This window comes from Brucella sp. NBRC 113783 (assembly GCF_040372265.1).
GTDB classification, from domain to species: domain Bacteria; phylum Pseudomonadota; class Alphaproteobacteria; order Rhizobiales; family Rhizobiaceae; genus Brucella; species Brucella teleogrylli.
Map to the genome: position 1 here is coordinate 602,409 of NZ_BAABRX010000003.1, position 26,732 is coordinate 629,140.

Here is a 26,732-nt window from a genome sequence, read left to right on the forward strand (position 1 = left end):
CAAATTTGAGTATTCCAGAAAGGAGTTGAACAACTGGAGCCCGAAGAATGCGGGATAACCAATCGTTCTTCGAGGGTCAGGCAACATTGCTTATGGGCTTGCCTATTGCAGCTGCAAGCACCTGCTCCTGCGTGAGATTTTCATTGGCGAAGTCGCCGCGCAACCTGCCCTCGCCGATCACCAATACGCGATCGCTAATGCCGAGTACCTCCGGCATTTCCGAAGAGACCATCAGCACCGCAACCCCCTGTTTCGCGAGCGCGAAGATCAGTTTGTAGATTTCATATTTCGCGCCAACATCGACGCCCCGTGTCGGCTCATCCAGAATGAGCACCTTGGGGTCCGGCAGCATCATCTTCGACAGCACCGCCTTTTGCTGGTTACCACCGGACAGTGACGCGATTTCCAACATTGGATCGGCAGTCTTCACCTTGAGACGCAAAATCTCACGCTGGATCGTCGCTAGTTCCGCTTCCTTGTCGAGCAATCCGCACAGGGAAAAACGATCCAGCACCGAGACAGTCATATTATAGCCCACCGGCATGATGGGCAGAATGCCGTCCTTCTTGCGGTCTTCCGGCACCATGCAGATGCCCTGTCGAACAGCATCGCGCGGCGTGCGGATCTTCAGTTCCCTGCCCTCCAGAAAGACCTGCCCCTCATGCGCTCCGGGCCAGACACCGAAGAGGCTTGACACCAGTTCGGTCCGCCCCGCGCCCACGAGCCCGGCAATACCGAGGATTTCCCCGCGCCTAAGCGCAAACGAAACATTGTCGACCACCTTGCGATCGGGATTAGTCACCTCCCAGCAATTTATGTTGCGGGCCTCGAAAATGACTTCGCCAATATCGTGCGGCTCGCGCGGGAACAGGTTTTTCATCTCGCGCCCCACCATCATGGTGATGATGGCTGGCGTGGTGAGTTCCGCCATGGGTTTGGTGGCGATATGCGTGCCGTCGCGGATGACTGTCACCGTATCGGAAATTTCAGCCACTTCATCCAGCTTGTGGGAAATGTAGACACAGGCCATTCCCTGCGCCTTGAAGTCCTTGACGAGATCGAGAAGAACGCGTGTTTCGGCTGCAGTCAGCGCCGATGTCGGTTCATCCAGAATGAGAAGCTTCGCATTCTTGTTGATCGCCTTTGCGATCTCGATCAGCTGCTGCTTGCCACCTGAATAATGATAGACTTGAAGTGCTACATTGATGTCGTGTATCTTGAGGCGCGCCAGAAGTTCCGTCGCACGCGCATTCATCTGGTCATAATCGATGAAGCCCCCGCTCGTCGGCTCCGATCCCAGAAAGATGTTCTCCGCAACCGACAGATGCGGCACCATCATGAGTTCCTGATGGATGATAACGATGCCAGCCGCTTCTGTATCGCGAATACCTGTGGCCTTCAGCTCCTGGCCTTCCCACAAAATCTCGCCGGTCCAGGCGCCATAGGGATAGACGCCAGAAAGCACTTTCATCAGCGTGGATTTACCCGCGCCATTCTCGCCGCAAAGGCCGACGCACTCGCCCGGACGCACCTTCAGGTAAATACCGTCAAGCGCTTTCACGCCGTTAAAGTCCTTACCGATATTGCGCATCTCTAGAAGATATTCGGACATCGCATACGACCTTGCAGTGTTGCAGCAGAATAAGCCATCCGAAGACCGCCGACACCATCTCCCACGGCGGAATTACTCCAGACAACGCTGTCACAGACAGCATCGACACATTGGCGGGACCGGAAGTTGAACATTTTTCAAAACTTCTGATCGCACTATTCTGTTGGGCTGATCGTCTGAGACGGGCTCAGGCGATCAGCCCAAAGACTTATTTCCCGGATATCTGCTCCTTGGTGTAGAAGCCATCCTGGACGTAAATGTCGATATTGTCTTTGGTCACGGCAGTTGGCGTCAGCAGAAGCGTATCGACCTGCTTGCCGCCATTATCGAGTTTGGAATTGAACTCAGGCTTTTCGCCCTTGACCATCTGGACGGTCAGCTTGGCTGCTTCGGAAGCAATGAGTTTCAGCGGTTTGTAGACCGTTACGGTCTGCGTACCGTCGATCAGGCGCTTGACGGCGGCAAGGTCGCTATCCTGTCCCGAAACAGCAGTCTTCCCGGCCAGTCCCTGCGCGGCAAGCGCCTGGATGGCGCCACCGGCAGTGCCGTCGTTTGAAGCTACCACCGCATCGATTTTGTTCTGTGCGGCCGTCAGAGCGTTTTCCATGATGGAGAGTGCTTCAGTCGGGCTCCATTCCTTCACCCACTGTGAGCCAATCACCTTCACCTTGCCGGAATCGATGGCTTCCTTGAGAGCCTTTTCCTGACCGGCGCGGAGGAGCTTGGCGTTGTTATCCGTCGGCGAGCCGCCGAGGAGATAATAATTGCCTTCGGGCTTGGCCTTCAGGACGGCTTCCGCCTGCATGAAGCCGACGCGCTCATTGTCAAACGAGATATAGGCATCAATATCGGCATTGAGGATCAGGCGATCATAGGAAAGAACCTTGATACCGGATGCCTTCGCATCGGCAACGACCGCATCGAAAACCTTCGAATTCATCGGCACGATGACGATGGCATCAACGCCCTGCGCAATCAGGTTTTCAACCTGCTTGACCTGCTTTTCTTCGTTACCGTCAGCAGATTGCACATTGACCTTGGCGCCTAGCTTTTCTGCCGCCTCAATGAAATAGTCGCGGTCACGCGCCCAGCGCTCGACGCGAAGATCATCAATGGAAAAGCCGATGACCGGATTTTCCGGCGAAGCATACACCGGCGTGGATGTCATCGCGCCTATGCCCAAAGCTGCGGCAACCAGCGCGCCGGTCAGAAAATTACGACGTTTCATGCAAACCTCCTCCAAACAACGCCGGCTTACGACCGGCTGATACCAAACCGCGCCCCCGAACACATTGCCCCCCGGAGTTCGGCACAACAAAACAGCCCACTTCGGAGCTGTTTATTCTTTGAATGGCTGATCCTCCCAAAGGCATTTGCGCCCAGATCACCCCATCGGACAGCATGCAAAAAACATACCGCCCTATCCTCAGGAACAATTGATACGTGAAGAAAAACGAATAGCAAGCATTTTTTGATTTACGTACCTCATTTTGATCCTGATTGTCCGGAGCCAGGCAAGGCGTCTATAAGATTGGCTGAATTCGCTTCAGGCAAGCTTAAGATGGTGAGTAATGAAACCAGCAATCGAGCAACTCTTCCCCGGTTTCGAAATGCAATATGTTGAAACGGACGGGGTCTGTTTTGCTGTCACGACAGGCGGACAAGGTATGCCGATCCTGCTGCTGCACGGTTATCCGGAAACCATGGCCGCATGGCACCGGATCGCACCGGTATTGGCGCAATCCTACACTGTCGTTGTCCCGGATTTGCCGGGCTATGGGCGCAGTCGCATCACTTCCAATCCAACTGGTGCAGGATCCAAGCGACGCATGGCCGCAAGTCTGGTCGAGTTGATGCAGACGCTCGGTCACGACCGGTTTGTTGTGGTCGGGCATGATCGCGGCGGTCGGGTCGCCTATCGTATGGCACTGGACCATCCGGGCAAGGTGCTTGGGCTCGTATCTGTCACGGTCGTACCGACACCCGAAATGTGGGAAGGTGCGAGCAAAGCATTCGGTATGGGTGCCTGGCATTGGTTCATGTTGGCCCAGCCCGAGCCACTGCCTGAAATGCTATTGTGTGGCAATCCGCGCTTTATGATCGATACCACCCTACAGAAAATGGCGCACGGTCTCGACAAGCTGCATCCACTTGCACTTGAAGATTATCGAAAAGCCTTTGACAACGCTGACGTCCGGCATTGGATATGCGAGGACTACCGTGCCGGCGCTGGCGTGGATGAAACCGACGATCTTGCGGATCGGGTAGCAGGTCGGCGTATTCACGTGCCGGCGCTGGTCTTCTGGGAAGAGGGCCGACGCTATGGCGGCGGGCGTGAACCGCTCGATATCTGGGCGGATTGGGCCAGCGATGTTGACGGCGAAGCTCTGGCGGGCGGTCATTTGCTGCCCGAGACCGCATCGGCTTCCATATTGGCACGATTAGCTCCATTTCTGCTTAAAATCGATGCCGGTGCATCGATTATCGCGAAGGAAGTTAGTCGTTAATCTTATTGAAAATCCCCCCACGTGGCTTTATGCGAAGCAATCTTCCATATTTTTCATGGTAGAGACGTAATGAAATTTTGTTTGTCGGGCTTAGCGGGAAATCTATTGTGCCGGGCTAACATTCGCATTGGAGGAGAGCCAGAATGGATTTCACCCTGACACGCCGTCAGACATTGATGGGACTTGGTGCATTGGGCGTCAGCACGGCTTTCGGGTCGCCTGCCCGCGCCGCGGCACGTAATCTGGCGGTGCTCCATCTGGCGAGCCACGCGCCGAGCTATATCGCGTATGAGCGAGGCTATTTTAAAGATGCCGGTCTCGATATCGAATTGAAGTTCTTCGAAGCCGCGCAGCCGATGGCCGTCGCCATCGCATCTGGCGATGCCGATTTCGGTGTGACGGCGATGAGTGGCGGTCTGATCAGTCTCGCCGACAAAGGCGCGATCAAGGTGATCGGCGGCGCGCTTGCAGAAGAAAAAGGCATCACCGGAAACGTCATTCTGGCCTCCAACAAGGCCTACGTAGGCGGACTGACTGAACCGTCCAAACTGGCAGGACACAGTTTCGGGATCACCACGGCGGGATCGTCATTCCATTTCATGGCGCACAAGATCGCCAAGGCCAACAATACTCCGCTTTCTGAAATCCAGCTTCGTCCCTTGCAGAAGCTCGGCGCTGTTGTTGGTGCTCTGTCGACCGGGCAGATCGATTCCTGGGCAATCCAGCCCAATATCGCCAAAAAGCTCATCCGCGAAGGCGCGGCAAAGCAGATCGGCCTCGTCTCCGATTATGCACCGGATTATCAGGTCACAACGGCATTCACATCCACAAAGAATGCGAGTGACGAGCGCGCCATGACGGAAGCCTTCGTCAAAGCCTATTCCAAGGCAATCGATGATTATAATGCCGCCTTTGTAGACAATACGGCAGACGATGCAGCACGCGACGATATTGCGAAGATCGTGCACAAATATGTCGAAAGCGACAGTCCGTTCGAGACCGCAAAACAGAACCTGATCGATGGCGCGATGCGCATCAACAAGGGTTTGGCCCTGTCGCTCAACAGCTGCGTGGAGCAGTTGGACTGGTTCCGGTCTGAAGGCATGGTGAAGGAAGCGGTCACGCAGGAAAAGCTGTTCGACACATCCTACGTCAAGACGATCTGAGATCGAGCGAGACCGAACATTCAGTGCCCGGCGGTTGGTCGGGCACCAAGCCCGAAGACAGGCATCTCAAACGGGGATGCTAATATCGGAGGGCGGACTTTCCAACTGGAGTTGAAATGGATTTGCAGCTTAAGAACATCGGCCATTCTTATGGTGCGGTCGAAGTTCTAAAAGATGTCTCGCTCACCATCCCGCAGGGACAGATCGTCTGCCTGATCGGCCCGTCAGGTTGCGGAAAGTCCACTCTTCTGCGTTTTCTGGGCGGTCTTGAACGACCATCTTCGGGTGAGGTGCTGCAGATCGGTTCGCCGCCGAAGGATTCACTCAATCCCCTCACCTATGTTTTCCAGCATTTTGCGCTTCTGCCATGGCGCACCGTGGAAGGAAACATCAAACTCGTGCTGGAGGACCATGGACTTGGCCGAGCAGAGATGGACCGGATCATAACCAATGTACTGGAACGCACCTGGCTTTCAGATTTCCGGCAGGCTTTGCCGAAGCAATTGTCGGGTGGTATGCGTCAGCGCGTGGCAATTGCACGCGCCTTATCGGTGCGCCCCGCCGTGATGTTGATGGATGAACCTTTGTCCGCGCTCGACAGCCAGACACGGGAACTGTTGATGGACGACTTGGTTGCGCTTTGGACACGCCAGCCTTTCACCTCCGTTTATGTCACGCACAATCTTAACGAGGCGGTGCGGCTCGGCCATCGGGTCGTGGTACTTTCACGAAGGCCAGGACGGATCAGAGAGATTGTCGATATCGATATCCCCCTTTCGGAGCGCCATCTTGGTGATCCCGTCCTTGAAGAAAAGCAGAAACAGCTCTGGGAGTTGATGCGGGCTGAAGCGCAGGCAGCGGATCAGGAGTTGATCAATGGTTGAAGTCGCAAAGATAAAGCAGCCCGACCAAAGTGTACGCCCGGTTCCCTTCCGGGGTGGCGGCTTCGCACCCCAGCCGGTGCGCCATATGGCATTGATCCTCTTCATAACGCTGCTCGCACTGGCAGAAATCGGAACTCGCAGCGGCTTCATATCCAATCTGACACTGCCGCGCCCATCTGCTGTGCTGGAAACCTTCGTCCAGCTCTGGCAGACCGGCCTTCTATGGCAGCATCTGCTGCCATCGCTGCGGCGGCTTATCATCGGCGCGAGCCTTGGCATCGCAGTCGGTGTCAGTCTGGGCGTAATGATCGGCTTATTCAGCTATGTCCGCGCAGGTCTGGTGCCGCTCGTCGCCGCTCTTTTTCCGATCCCGAAGATCGCGCTTTTGCCGCTCTTCGTAATCTGGTTCGGCATCGACGAAATGTCGAAATATATGCTCATCGCATTTGGCACCTTTACGCCAACCGTGGTTGCCACGTACGGCGCAGTCGATAATGTGGATCGTTCGCTTGTGCGTATGGGGCAAAGCTTCGGACTTGGATGGTGGTCTATCGTGCGCAAGATCATCCTGCCCGCTGCCTTTCCGGCAATCCTGTCCGGATTGCGAGTATCGATCTCCATCGCCATCATTCTGCTGGTCGCAGCCGAAATGCTCGGTGCCCAGTTCGGCGTCGGTTCATATATCCTTGAAGCCGGATCGCTCTATGATCTTGAAAAGCTGTTTGCCGGCGTCACAATCCTTTCTGTGATGGGACTTATCGTCAACTTCATCATCGGACAGATCGAGAAGCGCTTCCTGACTTGGCGGGGTTGATTCAAGCAATATTTGCCGCCAGGTTGGCGTGCCGCAAGCAACGCTGACATATATTCCATCCTGAACGGCATTGATAATGCCACGCCATCAATTTTTTGAAGGCAAACCAAGGATTTGACGAACACCATCCTTCGAGAAAGGTTGTGCCAATTGAGCAAGGAATCCCTTTGCGACCTGTCCTTTGATGCCGATGTCTGCAGATGACGGTCGATCCGGATTGTGATAGGTCCTGAAAATCTGGTCGAACAAGACAATGTTCTCGCCGTAATTGGTGTTTCCTTCGCGAATGTCCTTTGAGTGATGCCAGCGATGGAGGCGAGGCGTACTAAAGACATAGTCAAATATCCCCGTCCTCATGTCGACATTGCAATGGGTGAGAATGCCTGCAAAGGCGGTGACGGCACCTAACCACCAAAATATCTGTAATGGCGCACCCAGGAAATAAAGCGGAGCTTGGCTTAGCCCGACCTTGAACAGCGAGTCGATGACATGAAACCTACCGGTATTGACGACCCAAAGCCGGGTCACGGAGTGGTGCAGTGCGTGGAAGCGCCAGAAGAACAGCCGCTCGTGCGCGATGCGATGCGACCAATACAGGCCGAACTCTGCAGTTATGACGGCTAATGCCACCTGTAGCACAAAAGGCAATGTGGTCGGCCAAAAGCTGAACTGAAGCGTAGCCAGCGGCTGCAGGAAGCTGGCAGCTATCATAGGGAACAGCGCCGCACCAAGTGCGGCGAGTTGAACAAGTCCCTTAGTCAACAACGTATGAGCGATATCATTCCAGGTCTCACCATCCGCCTCAAGCCAGCTACCTTCATACGGACTAATGCGTTCCATAATAAACAGCATAGCGACAGCGACAGCGTACACTATGGTGAACAATGCCATAGGGTGTTCGCTGTCGAAGGCGAATTTAGCGCCAATCAGCCCGGAGAAGAAAACCAATGGCCATCCGCAGTATCGCAAAGTCCATCTGAATAGCTGGAAATTCAACATCGCTTTGAAGCTCCTGTCCCGGCGAAGTTTTAATCGTTCCGGGCGGCCTGTGCGTGATTGGCTGACCCCATAAACTTTACCAAACAACTTAAGGCCAGAGGCCTTTATCGTCAAACCACACCATCACATGACGGAACCAAACACCCAACTCCGTTACAAAGACAGCCTTACACCTGATAGTCCGGTCTATCGCCATTTGCACAGCGCTAAGACGTTACAAATTCCTATCCCAAATTTGGTTGTTCCCGCTCAGGTCGGCAATCATGTATTTTTCTAATGGATTAATACCTTTTCGTTCCGTTGTTTCGGACCACCGTTACTGTTTGATTGTCGTTGTTGTGGATCTCTAACTGGAGCCGCCGCCGTAAAACGCGCCCGCCACGGTGCGCTATTAAAAAAAAATTGAGGGAGCAGCATGTCAATCATTCGAAATCTAATCAACGCGGCCTTTTGCGGCCTTGCCTTGACTGCAACAGCGGCGAAGGCGGAAACGCTGACCGTCGCGCTTGGTACGGATCCTGCTTTCATCTCGGTTTATGTCGCCGAACAACGGGGGCTCTTTGAAAAGGCCGGTCTAGACGTCAAGCTCTTACGCATGGCGCAAGGAGGCGACGCAATGGACGCCGTCGTCGCGGGTCAGGCAACCTTTGGGATTGCAGCCGACCAGACTGTGATGATACGGCTGGCCCGGGCCGACATCAAGCCGCTTGCTGTCGTCAGCGAGTCAGGGACCCATCTGGAACTCATCAGCCGTCCTGACATTGGTGATCCCAGCCAGATTAAGAAGCTCGGCGTGATCAAGGGGACGGTGAGCGAATATGCTGCCGTCATGTTACTCAAGAAGTATCAACTCGATCCCTCCGCTGTGACACTTGTGCCCGCCGGCGCTCCCGATCTTCCGGCCCTGCTCCAGCGCGGGGATGTGGACGCATTCTTCGGCTGGCCGCCCTTCAACGAGCAGGGAAGGCAGCAAGGCGGCAAGACACTTCTGACAAGTGGCGACGTAGGATACGTTTATACTATGTGGCTTAGTGCTCAGGGCGAGTGGCTAAAGACGCATCAAGAAGAAGCCAAGAAGTTCCTGGCTGTCGTGGCCGAAGTCAATCGCGATATCACCACTGATCGGAACGCCGCTGCCATCGACTTCCAGAAAGCAACCAGAATGCGCGCAGCTGACACGGTGCCTCTGATTGAACGCCTGTCCTTCCAGACGCGAGACTTCTCCGAAGCCGACCTCGTCAGCCTCGCTGGCATCGCCGATTTCCTTTATGAGCAGAAGCGCACACCGCAGCGCGTCAACATCGAAAACTACGTTCAAAAGGGATTTTTTAAGGAATGACCGCGATGTCGAGAGGAAATTCAGTCACTATCGAGGGCGTTGGCATTCAAATCGGTGATCATGTCGTTACTAGCGGTGTCGACCTCATGATCAAGCCCGGCGAATTCGTCTGTCTGCTTGGCCCCTCCGGCTGCGGCAAGTCGACCTTGCTGAACGCTATCGCCGGCTTTGCTCCTGTCACCGGTCGGCTGCTCGTCGATAGTCAACCTGTACACGGCCCCGGCATTGATCGGGGTGTCGTCTTTCAGAGTTCGGAAGCGCTCTTTCCCTGGCTCACGGTCCAGGAAAACGTCGAATATGGCGCGCGCCTGCGCGGCGTATCAAAGACCGAACGATCCGCCAAGGCCGAAGCTTATATCCGCATGGTCGGGCTCTCGCATGCTGCACAAAAATTCCCAAGTGAACTTTCAGGGGGAATGCGACAACGCGCCCAGATTGCGCGCGTACTTGCAAACGAACCGTCGGTGATCCTGATGGATGAACCATTTGGCGCCCTCGACGCCCAAACACGCGAGGTGCTGCAACGGGAAGTGGATAAAATCTGGCGTGAGACAGGCGCGACAATCATCTTTGTCACGCATGACATTGGCGAGGCCATTCTTCTCGCCGACCGGGTAGTGACAATGACGGCAGGACCAGCGGCTAAGGTGAAAACGATCTTGAATATCGATCTCCCGCATCCTCGCGACCTGTCGCATCCCCGCGCGGCTGAACTTATCGAGAGCTTGAGACAGGACATTGCAGCGGAGGTCAACCGTACATTGATCGCGCAAGGACTTTTGACGGAGGCGGCGGCATGAGTTTGAACGAAGTCTCACGTTCTGTGGCCGATAGGGCCCCCAAGGTCCTCGGGGCGCAATCGGCGCGCGCCCGCCTTTCACATGGAGTAATCGTTGCTCTTTCGATCCTCGGCGGCCTGCTTGTGTGGCAAATCCTCAGTCTCAGGATGTCGCCTCTCTTCTTTCCCTCACCGGCCCTCACAACAATCGCCTTCTGGGAGCTGGTTGAAGATGGAACGTTGTGGACCTCTATCACCGCCTCCAGCTTCCGGATTTTCTGCGGCTGGGCGGCAGGCGTTGCGGTAGGCATCCCCCTCGGTATGACTATGGGCTATTTTCGCCTTGTTCGGCAAATATTCGATCCCTACATCGAATTTTTCCGCTTCATTCCACCGATCGCATTCGTCACTCTAAGCGTAATCTGGCTCGGACCGGGCGAAGCTTCAAAAATTGCGCTGATCTTCTACACGACCGTCTTCACCGTAACACTCAATGCGCTCGCGGGCTCTATGGCGGACTCCGATCTGCGCATCAAGGCGGCTGCCAGCCTCGGCGCGACGAGGGTCCAGACACTCCTGACCGTTGTCGTTCCCTCCACGGTGCCCTTTATGATCACCGGTGCGCGGATCGCGATGGGCAACTCGTTCCTCACCATCGTTTCTGCGGAAATCGTCGCGGCCCAGGAAGGGCTCGGTGCCTTGATCTGGAATGCACGAAACTATGGACGGACGGATTGGGTTTTCGTGGGCATCATCGTCCTTGGCTGCCTCGGGTTTCTCTTCGATCGTATCTTGCGCGCGGTGGCGGCAAAAACGCTGAAGCGATATGGGGTCAACGTGTAAGCGAGTGCTCCTCCGGGAACAATTGGATGACCGACCTGAAAGGGGCGTGGAAACCGCGCCCCTTTTCCTTCGCATATGCCTCAAATATTGGGATCGCGGCGAAAAGCGCGAACACAACGGAAGACCCGCCCCAGCTGTCTGCTGTGCGGGTCCATTCGTTGGGAATGGGCCGAAGCGAGCCCAGCGCCGTTTCTCAAGGTGCGTAGGCGCTCTCGAAAGTCTTGATCGCGCCTTCAAGCGCCTCACCATTTTCGTCGAGCATCGCAGCCTGCCTAATGCGGCGAAGCCAAATGGCACCGTCGGGCTTCTGCACAAGCTGCGGAACCAAGGCCATAATCCGGTCGAATTTGGAGTTCCCGCGCGCATGCGTGTCGGAATAGCCCTTTACCAGACGGCGGCATGTCACAGCCTCACAGGCAAGTTGATAGTTGATCGACAGAAGCGGCAGAGCGACACCCAACCAGGTATCAATGTGAGCCATTTCCCGCTTATATCGCAGGCTGCCGCGACGAAAGCGCTTCGTCGCGGCCACCGCGTAAAGCGTCAGGAACCACCAGACGGTGCCGGTCTGCACGCGACGGCCTTTGTTGATTATGCGGTCCAGCGCCTGATAAAGCCGTGGTCGGCGTTCAATCATCCCGCCGAGCCAGGCTGGCAGGGTGCCCGCGACTTCCTCCATGCGCGGATGCATGTATTCCGTCATATAAAGGATTTGGTCATCCTTGGCACCGATCTCCTTGCGCACACGCTCGAAACGACTGCTGCGTGTCTTAAGATCGGCAACGCGCACGACGTCGTCATAGGCCATCGCGACCGCGAGATATTTTGCCACTTCACAGGTGAAGCCGAAATTCTGTACCGATCCGCTATTGGCGATATCCTCGCCAAGAATCCGTTCCATCCGATCGAGATATTGCATCGCGTAGGCAGGATCCTGATAGTCTACCAGCCGACATACGCCCGCAAACAGTATCCCCTGCGCATGCTGCGGGAATCTACAGCGAATGCGCGCCACGATAGCGTCTAGCTCGGTGTTTGCGGTTGTTACCGGTAGCGGCAAGAAGTTCTTTTCGGGCGAACGGGTAATCGGATCACGACGATCTTCGCGCGCGCGATCGTAGGCGGCTGAAAACGCCTTAAGGCTCGACTCAACCCCTTTGCCACTAGCGCGGACTGTATCTTCGAAAGCCGAGCGCGGAAACGGTAGAATCTCGGCTGCTGCGAGCGCTCCGAGCATCGCCGAGGAAACGACGCTGCCGCTCTTTTCGGCAAGTGTTTGCATATCGAACGCAATGATTTTCTTGGCCGCGATACCGGCTGCTTCGACGACGGCGACCGGATCGCCAGTTCCATCGCCAGGAGTTTGCTTCTCGACAACCGCGTAAGAGCGATGGCTCGAAGCTATCAGCGTCGTGCGATCCGGCGTGACAATGCCACGGAGCATGGCACGCCCGGCCTCCATGAACTCGGACGCCAGCACTACGTCGACGTCACCGGGGGTCGGCATCAGCGAGAAGATTGGCCGCTTTCCCTCAAAATCAGGAAGCATTTCGATGTAGTAGATCGTCGCACCAGTGCGCTGTGCTACGCCTGGCACCGAAGTGGATTGCGCCGCCCAGCCTTGGGTCTCTGCCATGTTGACGATCCAGTCGGCGAGTACGCCCCCGCCTTGACCGCCCATGGCAAGGATCGCGATCGAGATCGGCCGCTTGAATGGAACTTCAGTAAGTTTCGGAGAGGTTACGTCAATCATGATGATCTCACGCAAAGGTTACACGCCGACGGTCGGCGCGACGTTGAAAGAAGCTGATCACTGCAGTCCGAATCTTAGCCATAAACCGGTCGCGACGGGTCGGGTTGTGAATGACATCGGCGCGGTAGAAGGAGGGGCAAAGCACAGCGGCTTCGGAAACCTCGCCGCAATTGCCACAGCCGACGCAGCTGTTGTCGATCGCCGCCACCGGATCGTCCTTCAATGGATCGTCAGTGTGCTTGACGGAGAGCGAGGGACAGCCGGAAAGGCGGATGCAGGCGTGATCGCCGGTGCACACATCTTCGTCGACGCCGAAGCGTTCCTTGACCATGCGCTTGCCGTCTTTCACCGCCTTATTGAACTGCGGCTTCACGCGGCGCTGCTTGTTCAGCATGCATTCGGAAGAAGCGATAATAACTTTCGGACCCTTTTCGTCAGTCGTCAGAGCTTCCTTCAACGTGTCGCGCATCTTGGCAACATCGTAAGTGCGATCAATCTGGCGCACCCATTTCACGCCCACACCCTTCACGGCATCGGTGATGGCGTTGTTGGTAGAGCGATCGGGATTTTGAGCGCGTGACGACAGGATGTCCTGGCCGCCGGTGGCCGCTGAATAGTGGTTGTCGACTATCAGGATTACGCCATCATGCTTATTGAAGACGGCATTGCCTATACTGGTCGAGAGACCGTTGTGCCAGAAGCCGCCGTCACCCATAACAGCGATTGAACGCTTGTCGGCCTCAACATTGAAGGCGGAAGCACCCGCGCCGGACAGGCCGTAACCCATCGTGTTGCCGCCTATATTGAACGGAGGCAGGACAGAGAAGATATGGCACCCTATATCGCCTGACACATGATGCTGGCCGAGCTCTCGCTCAGTCAGCTTCATGGCGGCAAAGATTGGGCGTTCGGGGCAACCAGTACAGAAACCGGCCGGGCGAGGCGGAACGATCTCCTGGAGAGCTTTTACCTTCTCGTTATCGAGTATCGGAGTAGCGTCCGGCGCTTCAGAACGGTTACCCAAAAGCTTATGCGCGTGGATGTTGAAAAATGTGCGCAGCCCTTTTTCAATCACCGACGCAGTGTAGTCGCCGCTGAGTGGCAGTATGTCCTTACCGTGGACCTTGGTGTTGATGTCCTTGCGATGGAGCGCGGTGATGAGTGCCTGCTCGATGAAAGCGGGATGGCCTTCTTCGATCATGATGACTGCCTTCTTATCGACGCAGAATTCGGCCACTTCGTCATCGATCATCGGATAAGTGACATTCATAACGTAGAGCGGAATGAGCGATCCGCCATAAACGTCTGCGAGCCCAAGGAATTGCAGCGCGCGCATGACACTGTTGTACATGCCTCCCTGCAGGATGATGCCGACGTCACCGTCGGCAGGTCCCAGGAACTCGTTGAGCTTGCGCGTTCGGATGAAGTCCACCGCATTCGGCCAACGCTGCTCGAGCTTCTCCTTGTCATGGTAGATAGAGACGGGTGGCAGAACCACACGGCTGACATCGCGTCTCGGATTTTCAAGCGCTTGCCTCAAGGTGAACGTGGGCCGCTTGTTTGCTTTCGTGACGAACTGACCATGCACATGGCAGGCGCGGATGCGGACCTGCAACATGACCGGCGTGTTGGAGGCCTCCGAAAGTTCGAAGCCATCTTCCACTGACTTGACGATTGATTCTAGATTGGGACGTGGATCCAGAAGCCACATCTGTGACTTCATCGCGAAGGCATGGCTGCGCTCTTGGGGGATGGATGATCCTTCGCCAAAATCTTCACCCAGAATGATCAGCGCCCCGCCCATGACGCCACCGGAGGCCAGGTTAGTAAGCGCGTCCGAGGCGACGTTGGTGCCCGCTGTCGATTTCCATGTGACCGCGCCGCGTAGCGGATACATCACCGAGGCCGACAGCATAGCCGCCGCTGCCGCTTCCGACGCCGACGATTCGAAATGGACGTCCAGTTCGTTCAAGACGTCCTTGGCATCGGCCAGCACATCCATGAGGTGTGAGATCGGCGAACCTTGATAGCCACCGACATAGGAAACGCCTGACTGGAGTAAAGCCTTGGTGATAGCGAGAATGCCCTCACCCCTGAAAATTTCCCCCTCACCAAGGCGCAGGTCCTCGACTTCTTTGGCAAATGAGCGTTCCGCCATTTTTCTTTTCTCCCTCAATACAATATATGATTATTCATATTTCATCGCGCAGTTCGCTCTGGTCCGGTACGGCACGGCCGCTGAATGTTGGTGCCGCTAAGCTCAAGTTGTAAGGCAGTTGTCTTTTTCATATTTATATGACAAATCATATTTATGTGTCGAGTCCGGTAGTCGGCTTTATTTTGAGGCAGCTATCCAGCGGATCGCCTCGTCGGCGGAAAGGAAAATATGTCGGGATTGTTCTTTGACGACATCACTGTCGGGCAAATTTTCGAGGCAGGCCCTCATACCGTAAGCCGCGAGGAAATTTTGGACTTCGCTCAGCGTTTCGATCCCAATCCGTTCCACCTTGAGGATGCTGCAGCACTTTCGGTGGGACTTCCATCGGTTATCGCATCGGGGTTTCATACCCTATCGCTAAGCTTTAAAATATTTTTCGATCTGCACCTTTGGGACGATGCAGTCATGCCTTCACCGGGCCTTGACAAGATTCGCTGGCACAAACCTCTGCTTTCTGGCAACACGATGAGAATACGCGCTACCGTTATAGATAAGACATTGTCGCGTTCCAAACCCGACCGGGGAATTGTGACCGTTTTGCATGAGACCCTGGTTGTGGGAACAGACGCCCCATTGTTGACGGTGGAAGCAATGCATCGGTTGCGGACGAAAGACGGCTTCGCTACGAACAGACATAGAAAGTAGGAAGTGAGGCAAGGCACCATGGTTGAGAAAGACTCCAAGATTTCCGCCCGGCCAGTATCGCGCACGCTGGAACTGGAAGAGTTCCTTCCCTCACTTTTTAATCTGATAACGGCAGGTCTCAACCAACAGTTTTTGGAGCGACTGCGCCCCTTCGGCGTAACCGTTCAGCGCTGGCGAGTGTTGATGGTCATCATGAACAAAGGCGCTCGCAATATGGGCGAACTTGTGCAGCTGACCTTGATTCCACAATCGGCCCTCAGCCGGCTGATTGATCAGATGGAGAGGGATGGACTCGTTGTCCGTCGCATTTCTGATCACGACAGCCGCGTGGTCCAGGTCGAACTGACCCAAGGTGGACAACATATCTACCACCAGCTCGCTCCGGCAGCGGCTAGCCATGCGAAGGCCATCACTGCAGGTTTTGACGAAGCCGAAACGGCTCAGCTCTTCAGTTTGTTGCGCCGTGTCCTGACTAATCTCGACATCCCGACCTTTGCCGATCAGGAGCCATCTACCGAAAGTTCCCCACAAGAGAGACTTGGAAACGCCTCGCCTGTGCCCCGCACAACCGTAACCCGTAGAAAGCGGACCAGAGCATCAACAAAAGTATGAACCGGGTTCCATGATCGTCCGGTTTTTGCTGAGACTAAACTGGTGTGAAAGTCGTGGCGCGGCCATAACGGACGGTGCGGCCAGAGCCGCACCGTACATCGGCGTCAGGCCGCAACATGCAACGGTCTGTAACCGCCTCGCCAATAGGCTAAAGTCCCACCCTCATCTTTGGTGCCCACAGCTTTGACCGAGCCGATAATGATCGAATGTGAACCGCGATCGATCATTTCATCAAGCTTACAGTCGAACACCACGACCGCATCCTTGAGCAGCGACACGCCGGTGGCCATCGTCATCCACTCCGCGCCCTCGTAGCGATCGGCGCCCTTGATGCCGCCGAAGCCCGAAAAACGTTCCGCCAATGCCTGGTGTTCCGGTCCGAGCGCGCTCACGCCGAAATGACCGAAGCGCTCGATGATCGGCCATGTCGAGGACGATCGGTTGATACAGGCAATGACTTTCGGCGGTTGTGCCGACAAGGACACCATCGAGATGACGACAAGGCCCGACCGGTCTGTCCCCACGCCAGCGGTGATAAGACTGACATTGCCAACGACCAGCCGCATGGCAGCGCGAAACGCAGCCACACTCTGTTCGCCGGACATGTCGTGGAAGGTAAGTCCATCCGACATGATATGTCTCCCCGTCGCGTTACGCAGCCGCTTCGGCGGAACGATGTGCCGGGCGAATACCGCGCGCCTCGAGGATCGGCAGGACGTTGTCACGGAAATAAGGAAACTCTTCAGCGTAATCGAAGAAGGAAAGCGTGGTTCCGCGAAAACCCGCCTGATGCAGCGCGGTGATGCCGTCCGCAACCTGCTCCGGCGTACCGACGAGAGGAAACCCTCCGTGACCGGCCGCCATGCGGTCGCGAATGAGTGCGAGCAGATCATGCGGGAAGGACTGCGCATGGCTAAACAACAGTCGCACGAGGTTGTCCACAGCCGCCCAGTCAATGTTGTTCTTACCGGTGTATTCCAAAAACTCCCTAGCTTCCTTTTCAGTCGGGCGGCAGACGACATGGGAGAAGGTCAACACATTAACGTCACGGCCAGCATCGCTGCCTTGCTGCTTCAGTGCGGCAATCTCTTCCGCGGAACGGGACAGGTCTATAGCTGGAGTGAACAGGAAATCGGCATTGCGGACCGCAAAGGCTCGCCCTTCTCCGGAACCCGCGGCATTCAGAATCGGCAGTTGCCGCGATGGACGAGGGTCGCCCAGAATATTCTTCAATTTGAAATGGGTGCCATCCCAGTCGAAAGCTTCGGTGCGGGTCCAGAGTGCCTTGACGATATCATACCATTCCTGCGCATACCCGTACCGGGTCGCGTGGTCGTCGGGCAGTGTCAGTCCCAGCGCCTCATATTCGGGCTTGTTCCATCCCGCGACAATGTTGAGACCGACACGACCATGGCCAATTTGGTCGATCGTGGCGAGTTGCTTCGCCACCACCATCGGGTGGTTGGCGGTGGTGTGGACCGTCGCAAAAATCGTAATGTTGCGCGTCATGGCAAGCAAGCCCGCTGCCCAGGTCATGGTTTCAAGAACGCCGCCATGAAAATTCGTTTCACCGCCGTAACCAACCCAGCGGGCGATCGGCAGCATAAAGTCGATACCGGCGTCATCGAGCATCCGCGCCAATCGCAGATTGTTGTCCCAGGAATTATTCCAACGCTCCGGTAGTTTCGAAACCGTCAACCCGCTGGAACAGTTGGTGGCAAAAGTCCCAAGTAGGAACGTATCCGAATTAAACATGCGGTTTTGGGAATTTGTCATCGTTCTCCTCCTTACGATGAATTTTATAATAGAAAATCTATTTGATATTTTATGTAGACGCAAGAGGAACGCTGCTGCATCCTCCTGGAAGGGAGATTCACATGGCGCGCAGAAGCAAGAACAAGAGCATGGACAAATTCGACCGCACCTGGCACTTGGCCCATACCCCACTGGAAATCGACGTCGTAGAATTTGAATACGCCTTGATGCGCACATTCGAGGCTTTTGGCCGTTGGCAGACCGAGTGCCTTTCCTCGGTCATAGATTTTGCAGCGAGCGGGCCGGAGAATGCTCTACTCCACACGATCAGAATGAACGACCGGCCCAAGAGCATACATGATCTTGCATATATGACCAATCGCGAGGATATCCCGAACATCCAATATAGTCTGCGCAAGCTGATCAAGAGCGGACTGGTCGAGCGTAATGGAAGTGGTCGCGCGGGCGTGACCTATGAAGCTACCGCGCTGGGAAAGGACGTCACCGACAGATATGCCGAAGTGCGGTCTGCCCTGCTGATAGATGCGGTGCAGCACGTACCGGAACTGGCTCAGCGCCTGGAAGGCGCAGCGCGCACGCTGGAACTGATGACGGGTATTTTTGCGCAAGCAGCACGGAACGCTGCGACCCATCGGCGACGCCCCGGCAGTTTCGCCGTCCCTACCCAGTCCAACGAATGACCTGCAGCACAATAGGTTTAGAAAGCGCCGCTGTTGATTCGGTCAAATCTTCTTGGTCTTTGAGTCAGGTCCGGGAATTTCGGGAATCATCTGACGAAGAAGGTTCCGCAAGATCGCACGAACTGCGATAGTGGCCGCAGATTGCTCACGATCTCGGGGAGCGATGAGACGAACTTCACGTATAACAGCCGGATCCGTCAGAGGGCGAGCTACAATGCCACGACCGCGCAAAGCAGTAAAAGCGTAGGCGGGCAGAACGGCGATACCGGCATTGACCTCGACCAGAGAGAGAACCGTATGAATCTGGTTGACTTCTATATGGGGCCGCAGTGCCAGTTTCGCCTGTTCAAAGCCAAGTTCGGTCAAAAGTCGAATATTGCTCTTCTGGGTGAGCGTGATGATTGGCTGATTGTCGAGTTCGGACCAACAGACCTGCTTATATCCAGCAAAATCATGTTCTGGAGATACAAAAACCATCAACTGATCCCGAAGCGCAGTCTGGCTCTCAACATCCGAGTCTTCACCCGAAAATGTGCCGATGCCAAGATCGCAACGCCCATTGCGCACCTGTTTTATGACAGTTTCAGGCCCCACATCGTCAATCTTGATAACGAGATTGGGATATTCATCAGCCACCAGGCGAACGAGACGCGGAAGCACTGTTGTGCACAGCAAAGGTGGAGCTGCTATACTGACCTGGCCCCGCCGTAACTTTCCCAAATCGCGCACCGTTTCGGCGGCGCGATCAATTTCTGCGAGACCGGCAAGCGCACCTTCGGCAAAGGCACGGCCTGCATCCGTCAGACTAACGCGCCGTGTCGTCCTGTCGAAAAGCCGCGCATCCAGCACGGCCTCGAGATCCCGGATTGTATGCGAAAGATTAGCCTGAGTCGTTCTGACACGCTCGGCTGCGCGAGAAAAGTTGCCCAGTTCGACCACGGCCTGGAAACATTCAATTTGGCGGAGAGTGGGGCGCATTGGTTCACTTATGAGTTTTTTATTATGAATATATTCTACTTACAATACTTCTCGAATGAAAGAAAGTCGGGCTCGATCAGGAAGACGCGGGTTTTGATTTGACCCGCCCCCGAAGCGAGGTTTCCGATGAAGTATGACCGTCAGAACGCCAAAGCCCACTCGCGCGCTACGATGCGCGGTATCTGGGCTGCGGCAAACACGCCTTTCAATGAGGATGGATCGATCGATGAAGGCGGCTTCCGCAAGAATGTAGACCACTGGGTCAACGATCTCGGCATTGACGGACTTTTCGTCGCGGGAAAGCAGGGCGAATTTTTCTCCATGTCGGTTGACGAACGCAAACGCATGTTCGACCTGGCTGTCTCGGCAGTTGGTGACAAGGCGCAGACGATCATGTCCTGCTCAGACCAGAACATGGATGTGGTCATCGATCTGGCCAAGCATGCACAGGCCTGTGGCGCCGATTATATCGTCGTCCATGCGCCTGTCCTGCACTTCCTGCGCGCGCAAGACGACACACTGATGCGCTATTATGAAACGATCGCCTCAAAGGTGGATATCGGCCTTGCGCTCTGGTCGCATCCCGATAGTGGCTATCTGATGAGCCCCGAACTCTGCAACCGTCTGGCCGACATCGAAACCGTCGTCGCAATCAAATATTCGGTCCCGCGCGACATGTATCGCAAGCTCACCGAACTGGCGGGCGACCGCATTCTGGTTTCGACTGCATCGGAAGATGAGTGGCTGGACAATATTCTCGAATTGGGCTGGCAGCTATATCTCTGCTCTTCGCCGCCCTACACGCTGCAGACAAGTGTTGATCGCCGCATGCGCGATTATACCGATCTGGCCTTTGCTGGCAAAGCTGATGAGGCACGCGCCGTCTGGCAAAGTCTGGAGCCTGTCCGGCACGCCTTCAAGTCGTCACGACCGGCTGAAAAGCCCACCTCGCACCAAAAATACTGGCAAGAGCTGCTCGGCCAGGTCGGCGGGCCTGTTCGTGCGCCGATGCTTGAGTTGACCGATGCCGAGAAAAGGGCAGTCCGGCAGGCATTTGATGGCTGCGGTCTCAAACTATCCTGATCGAACCGAAAAGGGGAACGAGAATGACAAAACTGAGCGCCTTTAATTTTCAGAAATGGATCGATGAACACAAGCACCTGCTGAAGCCACCTGTCGGCAATCAGCTGGTGTTTAAGGACGCAGACCTTATGGTTACGGTTGTCGGTGGTCCAAACAAGCGCACCGATTACCACGACGATCCGGTCGAAGAGTTCTTCTATCAGCTCAAAGGCGACATGCTGCTGAAGCTGCATGATACGTCGACGGGTGAGTTTTACGATGTGCCGATCCGCGAAGGCGATATCTTCCTTCTGCCAGCGCATATCCGCCATTCGCCGCAGCGCCCACAAGAAGGCTCGATCGGTCTGGTTATCGAACCAGCCCGTCCTGAAGGCGCTCTTGATGCCGTCGAATGGTATTGTTTCGAATGCAGCGGCCTCGTTCACCGTGCTGAAGTTGATCTGGAATCCATCGTGGACGATCTGCCGCCTCTTTACGCCGCTTTCTACAACGATGAGAAGCTGCGTACCTGCCCGCATTGCAAAACCGTTCATCCCGGAAAGAACCCGCCGGAAGGTTGGGTGGCGCTCTAACAAGAGCACGCCCGGCGATACTGCCGGGCGCCCATGCACAAGCATAAAACATAAGGGGAAATGAAGTGAAAAAGAAACTCCTGATGATCGGCCTGCTGGCAGGGCTGACAACTGGCGCGACTGCCGCCGAACCAGTCAAGATTGGCGTGATAACGACCTTGTCAGGTCCAGGAGGCTATCTCGGTCAAGACGTGCGCGATGGCATGAAGCTTGCCATCGATGCAGAAGGCGGCAAGCTCGGCGGCGTACCGGTTGAACTGAAGGTCGAAGATGATGCAGCCAAGCCCGGCAACGGGCGTCAGATCGCCGAACGGTTCATGTCGGAGGACGGCGTCAAGCTCTTTACCGGCATCATCTTCTCGAATGTTGCCGGCGCAGCGGTGCCGGATATCGTCGACAACGACAACCTCTATATCAGCGCCAATGCTGCGCCGTCCAACTTGGCGGGCAAGGCCTGTGACGCGAATTATTTCGTGGTTTCGTGGCAAAATGACTCGCTTCATGAGGCATCCGGGATCGCGGCGGAACAGGAAGGCTTCAAGCGCGCTTTTATTCTCGCACCAAACTATCAGGCGGGCAAAGATGCGCTGGCCGGCTTCAAACGTCGGTTCAAGGGGGAGATTGTCGGTGAAATCTACACCCAACTCGATCAGACCGATTATTCAGCCGAAATGGCGCAGATACGTGCCGCCAATCCTGATGTGGTCTTCCAGTCTCATCCGGGCGGCATGGGCATCGCATTCCTGCGCCAGTATCAGCAGGCTGGTCTTCTCGGTAAGATTCCAATGGTTCTGTCCGAGCCATCCAGCGATGCTGTGATCCTTAAATCATTGGGCGATGCTTCGGTCGGCCTCATGGCTACCAGCCATTGGAGCCCGGATATGGACAATGTCGCAAACAATGAACTCGTCGCTAAGTGGAAAGCCGCTTACCCTGACCGCCCGCTGACATATTACGGAACGCAAGGCTACGATGTGGCTCGCCTGATTGCTTCTGCGTTGAAGAAGACCGGTGGCGTTGACGATATCGATGCAGTGCGTGAAGCGCTGCGGAAGGCGGATTTCCAATCGGTGCGCGGCGATTTTTCCTTCGGCCCGAACCAGCACCCGTTGCAGGACTGGTATCTCCTCGAGATCGTGAAGGGTGACGATGGTATGCCGACCACCAAGATCAAGAAGAAGCTGATCGAAAATTACGGTGATTCCTATTCTGCAGATTGCAAGCTCTGACAGCCACCGCCCTGCGCGTGCGAAAGTGCGCGCAACGCTTCTTTTTATTTTTTATGAAGGTCGTTTCCTCCAATGACACTCATCTTCGAGCAACTTTTGAATGGCCTTCTCTATGGCGTCATGTTGTTCCTTCTGGCAGCAGGCCTAACACTGATCTTTGGGATCATGGGCGTTATCAACCTCGCTCATGGCTCGCTCTACATGATCGGCGCTTTCATCGGGACCTGGGTGGCTGTGCAGACAGGAAATTTCTGGCTGGGCCTGCCGGCAGCAGTTCTGGCAGCAACGCTTGCCGGTATCGTGATCGAGCTCGGCGTCATGCGAAAACTCTATCAACGCGATCATATGGATCAGGTGCTTGCGACTTTCTCGCTTATTCTGATTTTCAATGAACTGACCGTGCTGATTTTTGGTCGCCAGCCAATTTTCACGCAGTTGCCCGCATCGCTCTCTCAACCGATCGAGCTGTTTTCAGGCCTGAGCTACCCCCCGTTTCGACTGCTCATCATTGCAGCGGGTCTGATGGTGGCTGGCGGGCTTTACCTGCTCATAAACCGCACCCGCATTGGCATGCTGGTCCGCGCAGGCTCGACCAATCGCGATATGGTGCGTGCTCTCGGCGTCGATATCCGTCTTCTCTACACAATGGTGTTCGCGCTCGGGGCTGCCTTCGCGGGCCTTGCCGGCTTCATGACCGGGCCGATCCTCGCCGTTCAAGTCGGCATGGGAGAGCAGATATTGCTTGCCACTTTTGTGGTTGTCGTAATCGGCGGCGTCGGCTCGATCAAGGGAGCCTTCATTGCTGGTATTTCGCTCGGCATCATAGATACATGCCTGCGTGCATTTCTGCCTTCAATACTGCGCCAGTTCATGGCCGGCGCCGAGGCAGACGCGCTCGGCGTGGGCATCGCCTCCATGGGTATCTATCTGTTGATGGCTATCGTTCTTCTGTTCCGCCCGAGAGGCCTCTTTCCGGTGGGAGCCTGAAACATGTCATATCGCTTTCTATTCGTTCTTCTCGGCTGCGGGGCGCTTGCATTATTTCCTTTCGGCGCCGACGCATTGGGGCAGCCGGCTGCGTCAAGCCTTGTCGCCCGGATCATGATCTATGCTATCGCTGCGGCCAGCCTCAATCTCATCCTCGGCTATGGCGGGATGGTGTCTTTTGGTCACGCCGCCTTCTTCGGGATCGGCTCCTACGTCGTCGGGATTCTCTATTTTCACCATGCAGAAGACACGCTGCTCTTCGGTTTTATTCCGGGTTCTGATCAATTTCTGATCACTGTTCCTGCAGCAATGCTGGTAGCGGGACTTGCGGCACTGATCATTGGAGCTCTGGCGCTGCGTACTTCGGGCGTGCAGTTCATCATGATTACGCTCGCCTTCGCCCAGATGCTCTTCTTCCTCTTCGTTTCGCTGAAGACCTATGGTGGCGAAGACGGGATCATTGTCCGCCGGGCAAACGATCTTTTCGGCTTCAGCCTGCGGGATAAGACGACGATGTATTATGTCATCCTCGTCTCGATGATCTTATATTTCGGCTTTCTTTGGCGGGTCGTGCATTCGTCCTACGGCGCGGTGCTGTCCGGTATTCGGCAGAGCGAGCGACGCATGACCGCCATGGGTATCGAAACCTATCGCTACAAGCTCTACGGCTTTGTTCTTGCCGGAATGGGCGCGGGTCTGGCTGGAGCGCTTCTCACCATCTTCATGCGGTTTGCAAGCCCAGACACACTGCATTGGACTAAATCGGGCGAGTTGATGGTGATGGTCATTCTGGGTGGCGTCGGCACTTTCTTCGGTCCCATCTGGGGTGCAGCCGCATTCCTGATCCTGCAGAATTATCTCGCCTCCTGGACTGAGCATTGGCAGCTCGCCATGGGCATCATTCTGCTTGTCCTTGTCTTGGGAACCAAAGGCGGCATTGTCGGTGGTTGGCGTGCGCTTTGCCGTCTGTCTCGCAAGGACCGCAAAGTGGAGGTGACCGCATGACTGCGATCTTACAAGTCCGTAATCTGGTGAAGCGTTTTGCAGGGCTGGTCGCGACGGATCATGTCACACTGGACGTCACGGAAGGGCATATCCATGCCCTGATCGGCCCGAACGGCGCAGGAAAGTCTACACTTATCAACCAGCTTTGCGGTGAGCTTACGCCCACATCAGGGACGATCAGCCTGATGGGGGAGGACATTACCACCTTGCCCGCCGCGATACGTGTCGGTCGCGGGTTGGGACGCACATTCCAGATATCAACACTTCTGAATGAAATGAGTGTGCGCCAGAACATCGCCATGGCGGTGCAAGCGCGCGAGGGACATAATTTCAGGATTCTCGACAGTCTGAAAGGCCGCAGCGCCATCTGGCATGAGGTTGATGTAATTCTCGCCCAAAGCCGACTGGCCAATCACCCGGAAAAACTAGCAGGCGATCTTTCAAGTGGCGGACGCAAGCAGCTGGAACTGCTCATGGCGCTCGCCGGTAAGCCGAAACTTTTGCTTCTCGACGAACCGATGGCCGGTCTCGGCCATGTCGAAAGCCAGGAAATGATCGAGCTTCTGCAGGGATTGCGGGGAACGGTTTCGATGCTGCTTGTCGAGCACGACATGGAGGCGGTGTTCGCGCTGGCCGACCGCATATCTGTGCTGGTCTATGGCCGCGTCATCCTAACGGGCACGGTGGAAGACATACGGGCGAGCGAAGCTGTGCGGGAAGCCTATCTCGGTGGAGAGGAGGAACTGTGCTAAAAATCGATGGATTGCAGGCCGCTTACGGCCACTCACAGGTATTGTTCGACGTTTCGCTCGAAGTAAACGAAGGAGAACTTGTAACCCTCATGGGCCGTAACGGCATGGGCAAGACGACCACGATACGCACGTTGATGGGTCTCCTCGCCCCCAAAGGGGGGAAAGTCCAGATTGCAGGGCGAGACACGACCAGCTACAGCCCAGAAAAGGTGGCGCGTCTTGGCGTCGGCCTTGTGCCGGAGGGACGACAGATTTTTCCGACATTGACGGTGCGGGAAAATCTGGTTGCAACCGCTTCAAACCGATGCAAGCGGCAGTCTCCGTGGGATCTCAGCAAGATATATGCGCTTTTCCCACGTATGCAGGAGCGGGCGGACCAGACGGCCGGCACACTGTCGGGCGGCGAGCAGCAAATGCTGGCAATCGGGCGTGCGCTGATGACAAATCCGCATCTTCTGATCCTTGATGAAGCGACGGAAGGACTTGCCCCCGTCATCCGCACGGAAATCTGGCATTGCATCATGCAATTGCGCGAAATGGGCCAATCGATCCTGCTGATAGACAAGAATATCGCCGTTTTGAAGCGGCTGGCGGATCGCCATTATATTGTCGAAAAAGGCCGAACAGTCTGGCGTGGAACGAGCGCCGATCTCGAACGTGACCAAGATCAGGTGCATGCTTATGTGGGTATCTGAGTCAATCGTCCTGATTGGATGGGGAGCTATCGGCAAACGGGTTGCGGAACTCCTCGCCGAGCGAAAAAGTCCAGTCAAAATCGGTGCAGTCGCGGTTCGCGACCGGTCGGTCACTCGTGACGGACTGCCTGTCGGCGCCATACTGATCGAAGATCCCGCCGAACTCGCAGCCACCGGCGCAAGACTTGTCGTGGAAGTTGCGGGGCGCCCAAGCGTCTTGCCATGGGGTGAAGCGGCTCTTTCCGCGGGAATGGATTTCGCGGTTTCATCGACATCGGCGTTCGTAGATGATGCGATCTTTCAAAGATTGAAAGACATCGCGGCGAACCGCGGTGCGAAACTGATTATTCCACCCGGCGCGCTTGGCGGGATCGACGCGCTTTCGGCAGCAAACCGTCTTACCATTGCAAGCGTCGAACATCGCATCATCAAACCTGCAAAAGCCTGGGCGGGGACACAAGCCGCCCAACTGATACCGCTCGATGAAATCACGGAGGCAACCACGTTCTTTACGGATACGGCCCGTAAGGCTGCAGACGCCTTTCCGCAAAATGCCAATGTCGCGGTGATTACCTCGCTTGCCGGGATTGGTCTCGATCGTACCCGTGTCTCATTGGTCGCAGACCCGGCAGCACGCCTCAACATGCATGAAATCATTGCCGAAGGCGATTTCGGCAGGATGCACCTGCGTTTTGAAAACGGCCCGCTCGCGACCAATCCGAAATCATCGGAAATGACGGCGCTAAATCTCGTCCGCCTTATCGACAACCGGGTCGCCACCACGGCAATTTAGAAACACACTCTC

At 55.7% G+C, this 26,732-nt stretch carries 26 protein-coding genes; 18 read left to right on the top strand and 8 right to left on the bottom strand.

Going from position 1 to position 26,732, the window contains the following annotated elements:
* Nucleotides 1-76: 76 nt before the first annotated feature.
* Entirely contained in the window at nt 77-1,612 is a 1,536-nt protein-coding gene (locus ABWW11_RS13360) for a xylose ABC transporter ATP-binding protein (protein WP_319080284.1), read from the bottom strand.
* A gap of 208 nt (nt 1,613-1,820) precedes the next feature.
* Nucleotides 1,821-2,840: a D-xylose ABC transporter substrate-binding protein gene (gene xylF / locus ABWW11_RS13365; RefSeq protein WP_109365818.1), complete on the bottom strand. Its 1,020-nt coding sequence runs from the start codon at nt 2,838-2,840 to the stop codon at nt 1,821-1,823.
* Between the two features lie 343 nt (nt 2,841-3,183).
* Here xylF and ABWW11_RS13370 point away from each other — a divergent pair, with 343 nt between their 5' ends.
* The 4 genes from ABWW11_RS13370 (at nt 3,184) to ABWW11_RS13385 (ending at nt 6,983) form a co-directional block, all read left to right on the top strand.
* The gene (locus ABWW11_RS13370; RefSeq protein WP_109365817.1) at nt 3,184-4,119 is read left to right on the top strand and encodes an alpha/beta fold hydrolase; all 936 of its coding nucleotides are present in this window, start codon (nt 3,184-3,186) and stop codon (nt 4,117-4,119) included.
* A 143-nt stretch (nt 4,120-4,262) separates the two neighbouring features.
* A complete protein-coding gene (locus ABWW11_RS13375; protein ID WP_109365816.1) occupies nt 4,263-5,285 on the top strand; it encodes an ABC transporter substrate-binding protein in 1,023 nt (340 codons plus the stop codon).
* Nucleotides 5,286-5,401: 116 nt separating this feature from the next.
* Entirely contained in the window at nt 5,402-6,169 is a 768-nt protein-coding gene (locus tag ABWW11_RS13380) for an ABC transporter ATP-binding protein (RefSeq protein ID WP_109365815.1), read from the top strand.
* Nucleotides 6,162-6,983, top strand: coding sequence for an ABC transporter permease (locus tag ABWW11_RS13385; RefSeq protein ID WP_109365814.1), 822 nt, complete (start codon nt 6,162-6,164; stop codon nt 6,981-6,983). The genes ABWW11_RS13380 and ABWW11_RS13385 overlap by 8 nt, the downstream gene beginning before the upstream one ends.
* Nucleotides 6,984-7,070: 87 nt before the next feature.
* On the opposite strand, the gene olsE is transcribed toward ABWW11_RS13385, so the two are convergent.
* Complete coding sequence (olsE, locus tag ABWW11_RS13390; RefSeq protein ID WP_319080283.1) at nt 7,071-7,982, bottom strand: ornithine lipid hydroxylase OlsE; 912 nt, start codon at nt 7,980-7,982, stop codon at nt 7,071-7,073.
* A 415-nt stretch (nt 7,983-8,397) separates the two neighbouring features.
* On the opposite strand from olsE, the gene ABWW11_RS13395 reads away from it, so the two are divergent.
* The 3 genes from ABWW11_RS13395 to ABWW11_RS13405 are packed head-to-tail and all read left to right on the top strand — an operon-like array spanning nt 8,398 to nt 10,942.
* A complete protein-coding gene (locus ABWW11_RS13395) occupies nt 8,398-9,321 on the top strand; it encodes an ABC transporter substrate-binding protein (protein ID WP_109365812.1) in 924 nt (307 codons plus the stop codon).
* Between the two features lie 5 nt (nt 9,322-9,326).
* Nucleotides 9,327-10,121 carry an ABC transporter ATP-binding protein gene (locus ABWW11_RS13400; protein WP_181375962.1) on the top strand — a complete coding sequence of 265 codons (795 nt, stop codon included), beginning with the start codon at nt 9,327-9,329 and terminating at the stop codon, nt 10,119-10,121.
* Nucleotides 10,118-10,942, top strand: a complete 825-nt coding sequence (locus ABWW11_RS13405) for an ABC transporter permease (protein ID WP_109365810.1) — start codon at nt 10,118-10,120, stop codon at nt 10,940-10,942. The genes ABWW11_RS13400 and ABWW11_RS13405 overlap by 4 nt, the downstream gene beginning before the upstream one ends.
* 193 nt (nt 10,943-11,135) lie before the next feature.
* Here the strand turns inward: ABWW11_RS13405 and ABWW11_RS13410 are convergent, their stop codons facing one another.
* The gene (locus tag ABWW11_RS13410; RefSeq protein ID WP_319080282.1) at nt 11,136-12,695 is read right to left on the bottom strand and encodes an indolepyruvate oxidoreductase subunit beta family protein; all 1,560 of its coding nucleotides are present in this window, start codon (nt 12,693-12,695) and stop codon (nt 11,136-11,138) included.
* A gap of 7 nt (nt 12,696-12,702) precedes the next feature.
* Complete coding sequence (locus ABWW11_RS13415; RefSeq protein WP_319080281.1) at nt 12,703-14,853, bottom strand: thiamine pyrophosphate-dependent enzyme; 2,151 nt, start codon at nt 14,851-14,853, stop codon at nt 12,703-12,705.
* Between the two features lie 228 nt (nt 14,854-15,081).
* Here ABWW11_RS13415 and ABWW11_RS13420 point away from each other — a divergent pair, with 228 nt between their 5' ends.
* A complete protein-coding gene (locus tag ABWW11_RS13420; RefSeq protein ID WP_109365806.1) occupies nt 15,082-15,558 on the top strand; it encodes a MaoC/PaaZ C-terminal domain-containing protein in 477 nt (158 codons plus the stop codon).
* A gap of 18 nt (nt 15,559-15,576) precedes the next feature.
* Entirely contained in the window at nt 15,577-16,170 is a 594-nt protein-coding gene (locus tag ABWW11_RS13425; protein WP_109365805.1) for a MarR family winged helix-turn-helix transcriptional regulator, read from the top strand.
* A 104-nt stretch (nt 16,171-16,274) separates the two neighbouring features.
* On the opposite strand, the gene ABWW11_RS13430 is transcribed toward ABWW11_RS13425, so the two are convergent.
* Both ABWW11_RS13430 and ABWW11_RS13435 read right to left on the bottom strand, forming a co-directional pair.
* Nucleotides 16,275-16,802 (bottom strand): flavin reductase family protein, encoded by a 528-nt coding sequence (locus ABWW11_RS13430; RefSeq protein WP_235892054.1) that lies wholly within the window; start codon nt 16,800-16,802, stop codon nt 16,275-16,277.
* Between the two features lie 19 nt (nt 16,803-16,821).
* Nucleotides 16,822-17,946 carry an LLM class flavin-dependent oxidoreductase gene (locus tag ABWW11_RS13435; protein ID WP_109365804.1) on the bottom strand — a complete coding sequence of 375 codons (1,125 nt, stop codon included), beginning with the start codon at nt 17,944-17,946 and terminating at the stop codon, nt 16,822-16,824.
* Between the two features lie 101 nt (nt 17,947-18,047).
* Between ABWW11_RS13435 and ABWW11_RS13440 the strand changes: the two genes are divergently transcribed.
* Complete coding sequence (locus tag ABWW11_RS13440) at nt 18,048-18,626, top strand: winged helix DNA-binding protein (protein WP_319080280.1); 579 nt, start codon at nt 18,048-18,050, stop codon at nt 18,624-18,626.
* Nucleotides 18,627-18,668: 42 nt separating this feature from the next.
* On the opposite strand, the gene ABWW11_RS13445 is transcribed toward ABWW11_RS13440, so the two are convergent.
* Nucleotides 18,669-19,604, bottom strand: a complete 936-nt coding sequence (locus tag ABWW11_RS13445; protein ID WP_109365802.1) for a LysR family transcriptional regulator — start codon at nt 19,602-19,604, stop codon at nt 18,669-18,671.
* A 126-nt stretch (nt 19,605-19,730) separates the two neighbouring features.
* On the opposite strand from ABWW11_RS13445, the gene ABWW11_RS13450 reads away from it, so the two are divergent.
* The 8 genes from ABWW11_RS13450 (at nt 19,731) to ABWW11_RS13485 (ending at nt 26,720) form a co-directional block, all read left to right on the top strand.
* Nucleotides 19,731-20,687 (top strand): dihydrodipicolinate synthase family protein, encoded by a 957-nt coding sequence (locus ABWW11_RS13450; protein ID WP_109365801.1) that lies wholly within the window; start codon nt 19,731-19,733, stop codon nt 20,685-20,687.
* 23 nt (nt 20,688-20,710) lie between these two features.
* The gene (locus tag ABWW11_RS13455; RefSeq protein WP_109365800.1) at nt 20,711-21,259 is read left to right on the top strand and encodes a 3-hydroxyanthranilate 3,4-dioxygenase; all 549 of its coding nucleotides are present in this window, start codon (nt 20,711-20,713) and stop codon (nt 21,257-21,259) included.
* 65 nt (nt 21,260-21,324) lie between these two features.
* A complete protein-coding gene (locus ABWW11_RS13460; protein WP_109365799.1) occupies nt 21,325-22,488 on the top strand; it encodes an ABC transporter substrate-binding protein in 1,164 nt (387 codons plus the stop codon).
* Nucleotides 22,489-22,560: 72 nt separating this feature from the next.
* Nucleotides 22,561-23,475, top strand: coding sequence for a branched-chain amino acid ABC transporter permease (locus ABWW11_RS13465; RefSeq protein ID WP_109365798.1), 915 nt, complete (start codon nt 22,561-22,563; stop codon nt 23,473-23,475).
* A gap of 3 nt (nt 23,476-23,478) precedes the next feature.
* Nucleotides 23,479-24,480, top strand: a complete 1,002-nt coding sequence (locus ABWW11_RS13470; RefSeq protein ID WP_109365797.1) for a branched-chain amino acid ABC transporter permease — start codon at nt 23,479-23,481, stop codon at nt 24,478-24,480.
* Entirely contained in the window at nt 24,477-25,232 is a 756-nt protein-coding gene (locus ABWW11_RS13475) for an ABC transporter ATP-binding protein (RefSeq protein ID WP_109365796.1), read from the top strand. Before ABWW11_RS13470 ends, ABWW11_RS13475 begins: the two co-directional genes overlap by 4 nt.
* Nucleotides 25,226-25,927 (top strand): ABC transporter ATP-binding protein, encoded by a 702-nt coding sequence (locus tag ABWW11_RS13480; protein ID WP_121539610.1) that lies wholly within the window; start codon nt 25,226-25,228, stop codon nt 25,925-25,927. The genes ABWW11_RS13475 and ABWW11_RS13480 overlap by 7 nt, the downstream gene beginning before the upstream one ends.
* Nucleotides 25,914-26,720: an aspartate dehydrogenase gene (locus tag ABWW11_RS13485; RefSeq protein WP_109366396.1), complete on the top strand. Its 807-nt coding sequence runs from the start codon at nt 25,914-25,916 to the stop codon at nt 26,718-26,720. Before ABWW11_RS13480 ends, ABWW11_RS13485 begins: the two co-directional genes overlap by 14 nt.
* Nucleotides 26,721-26,732 lie beyond the last annotated feature (12 nt).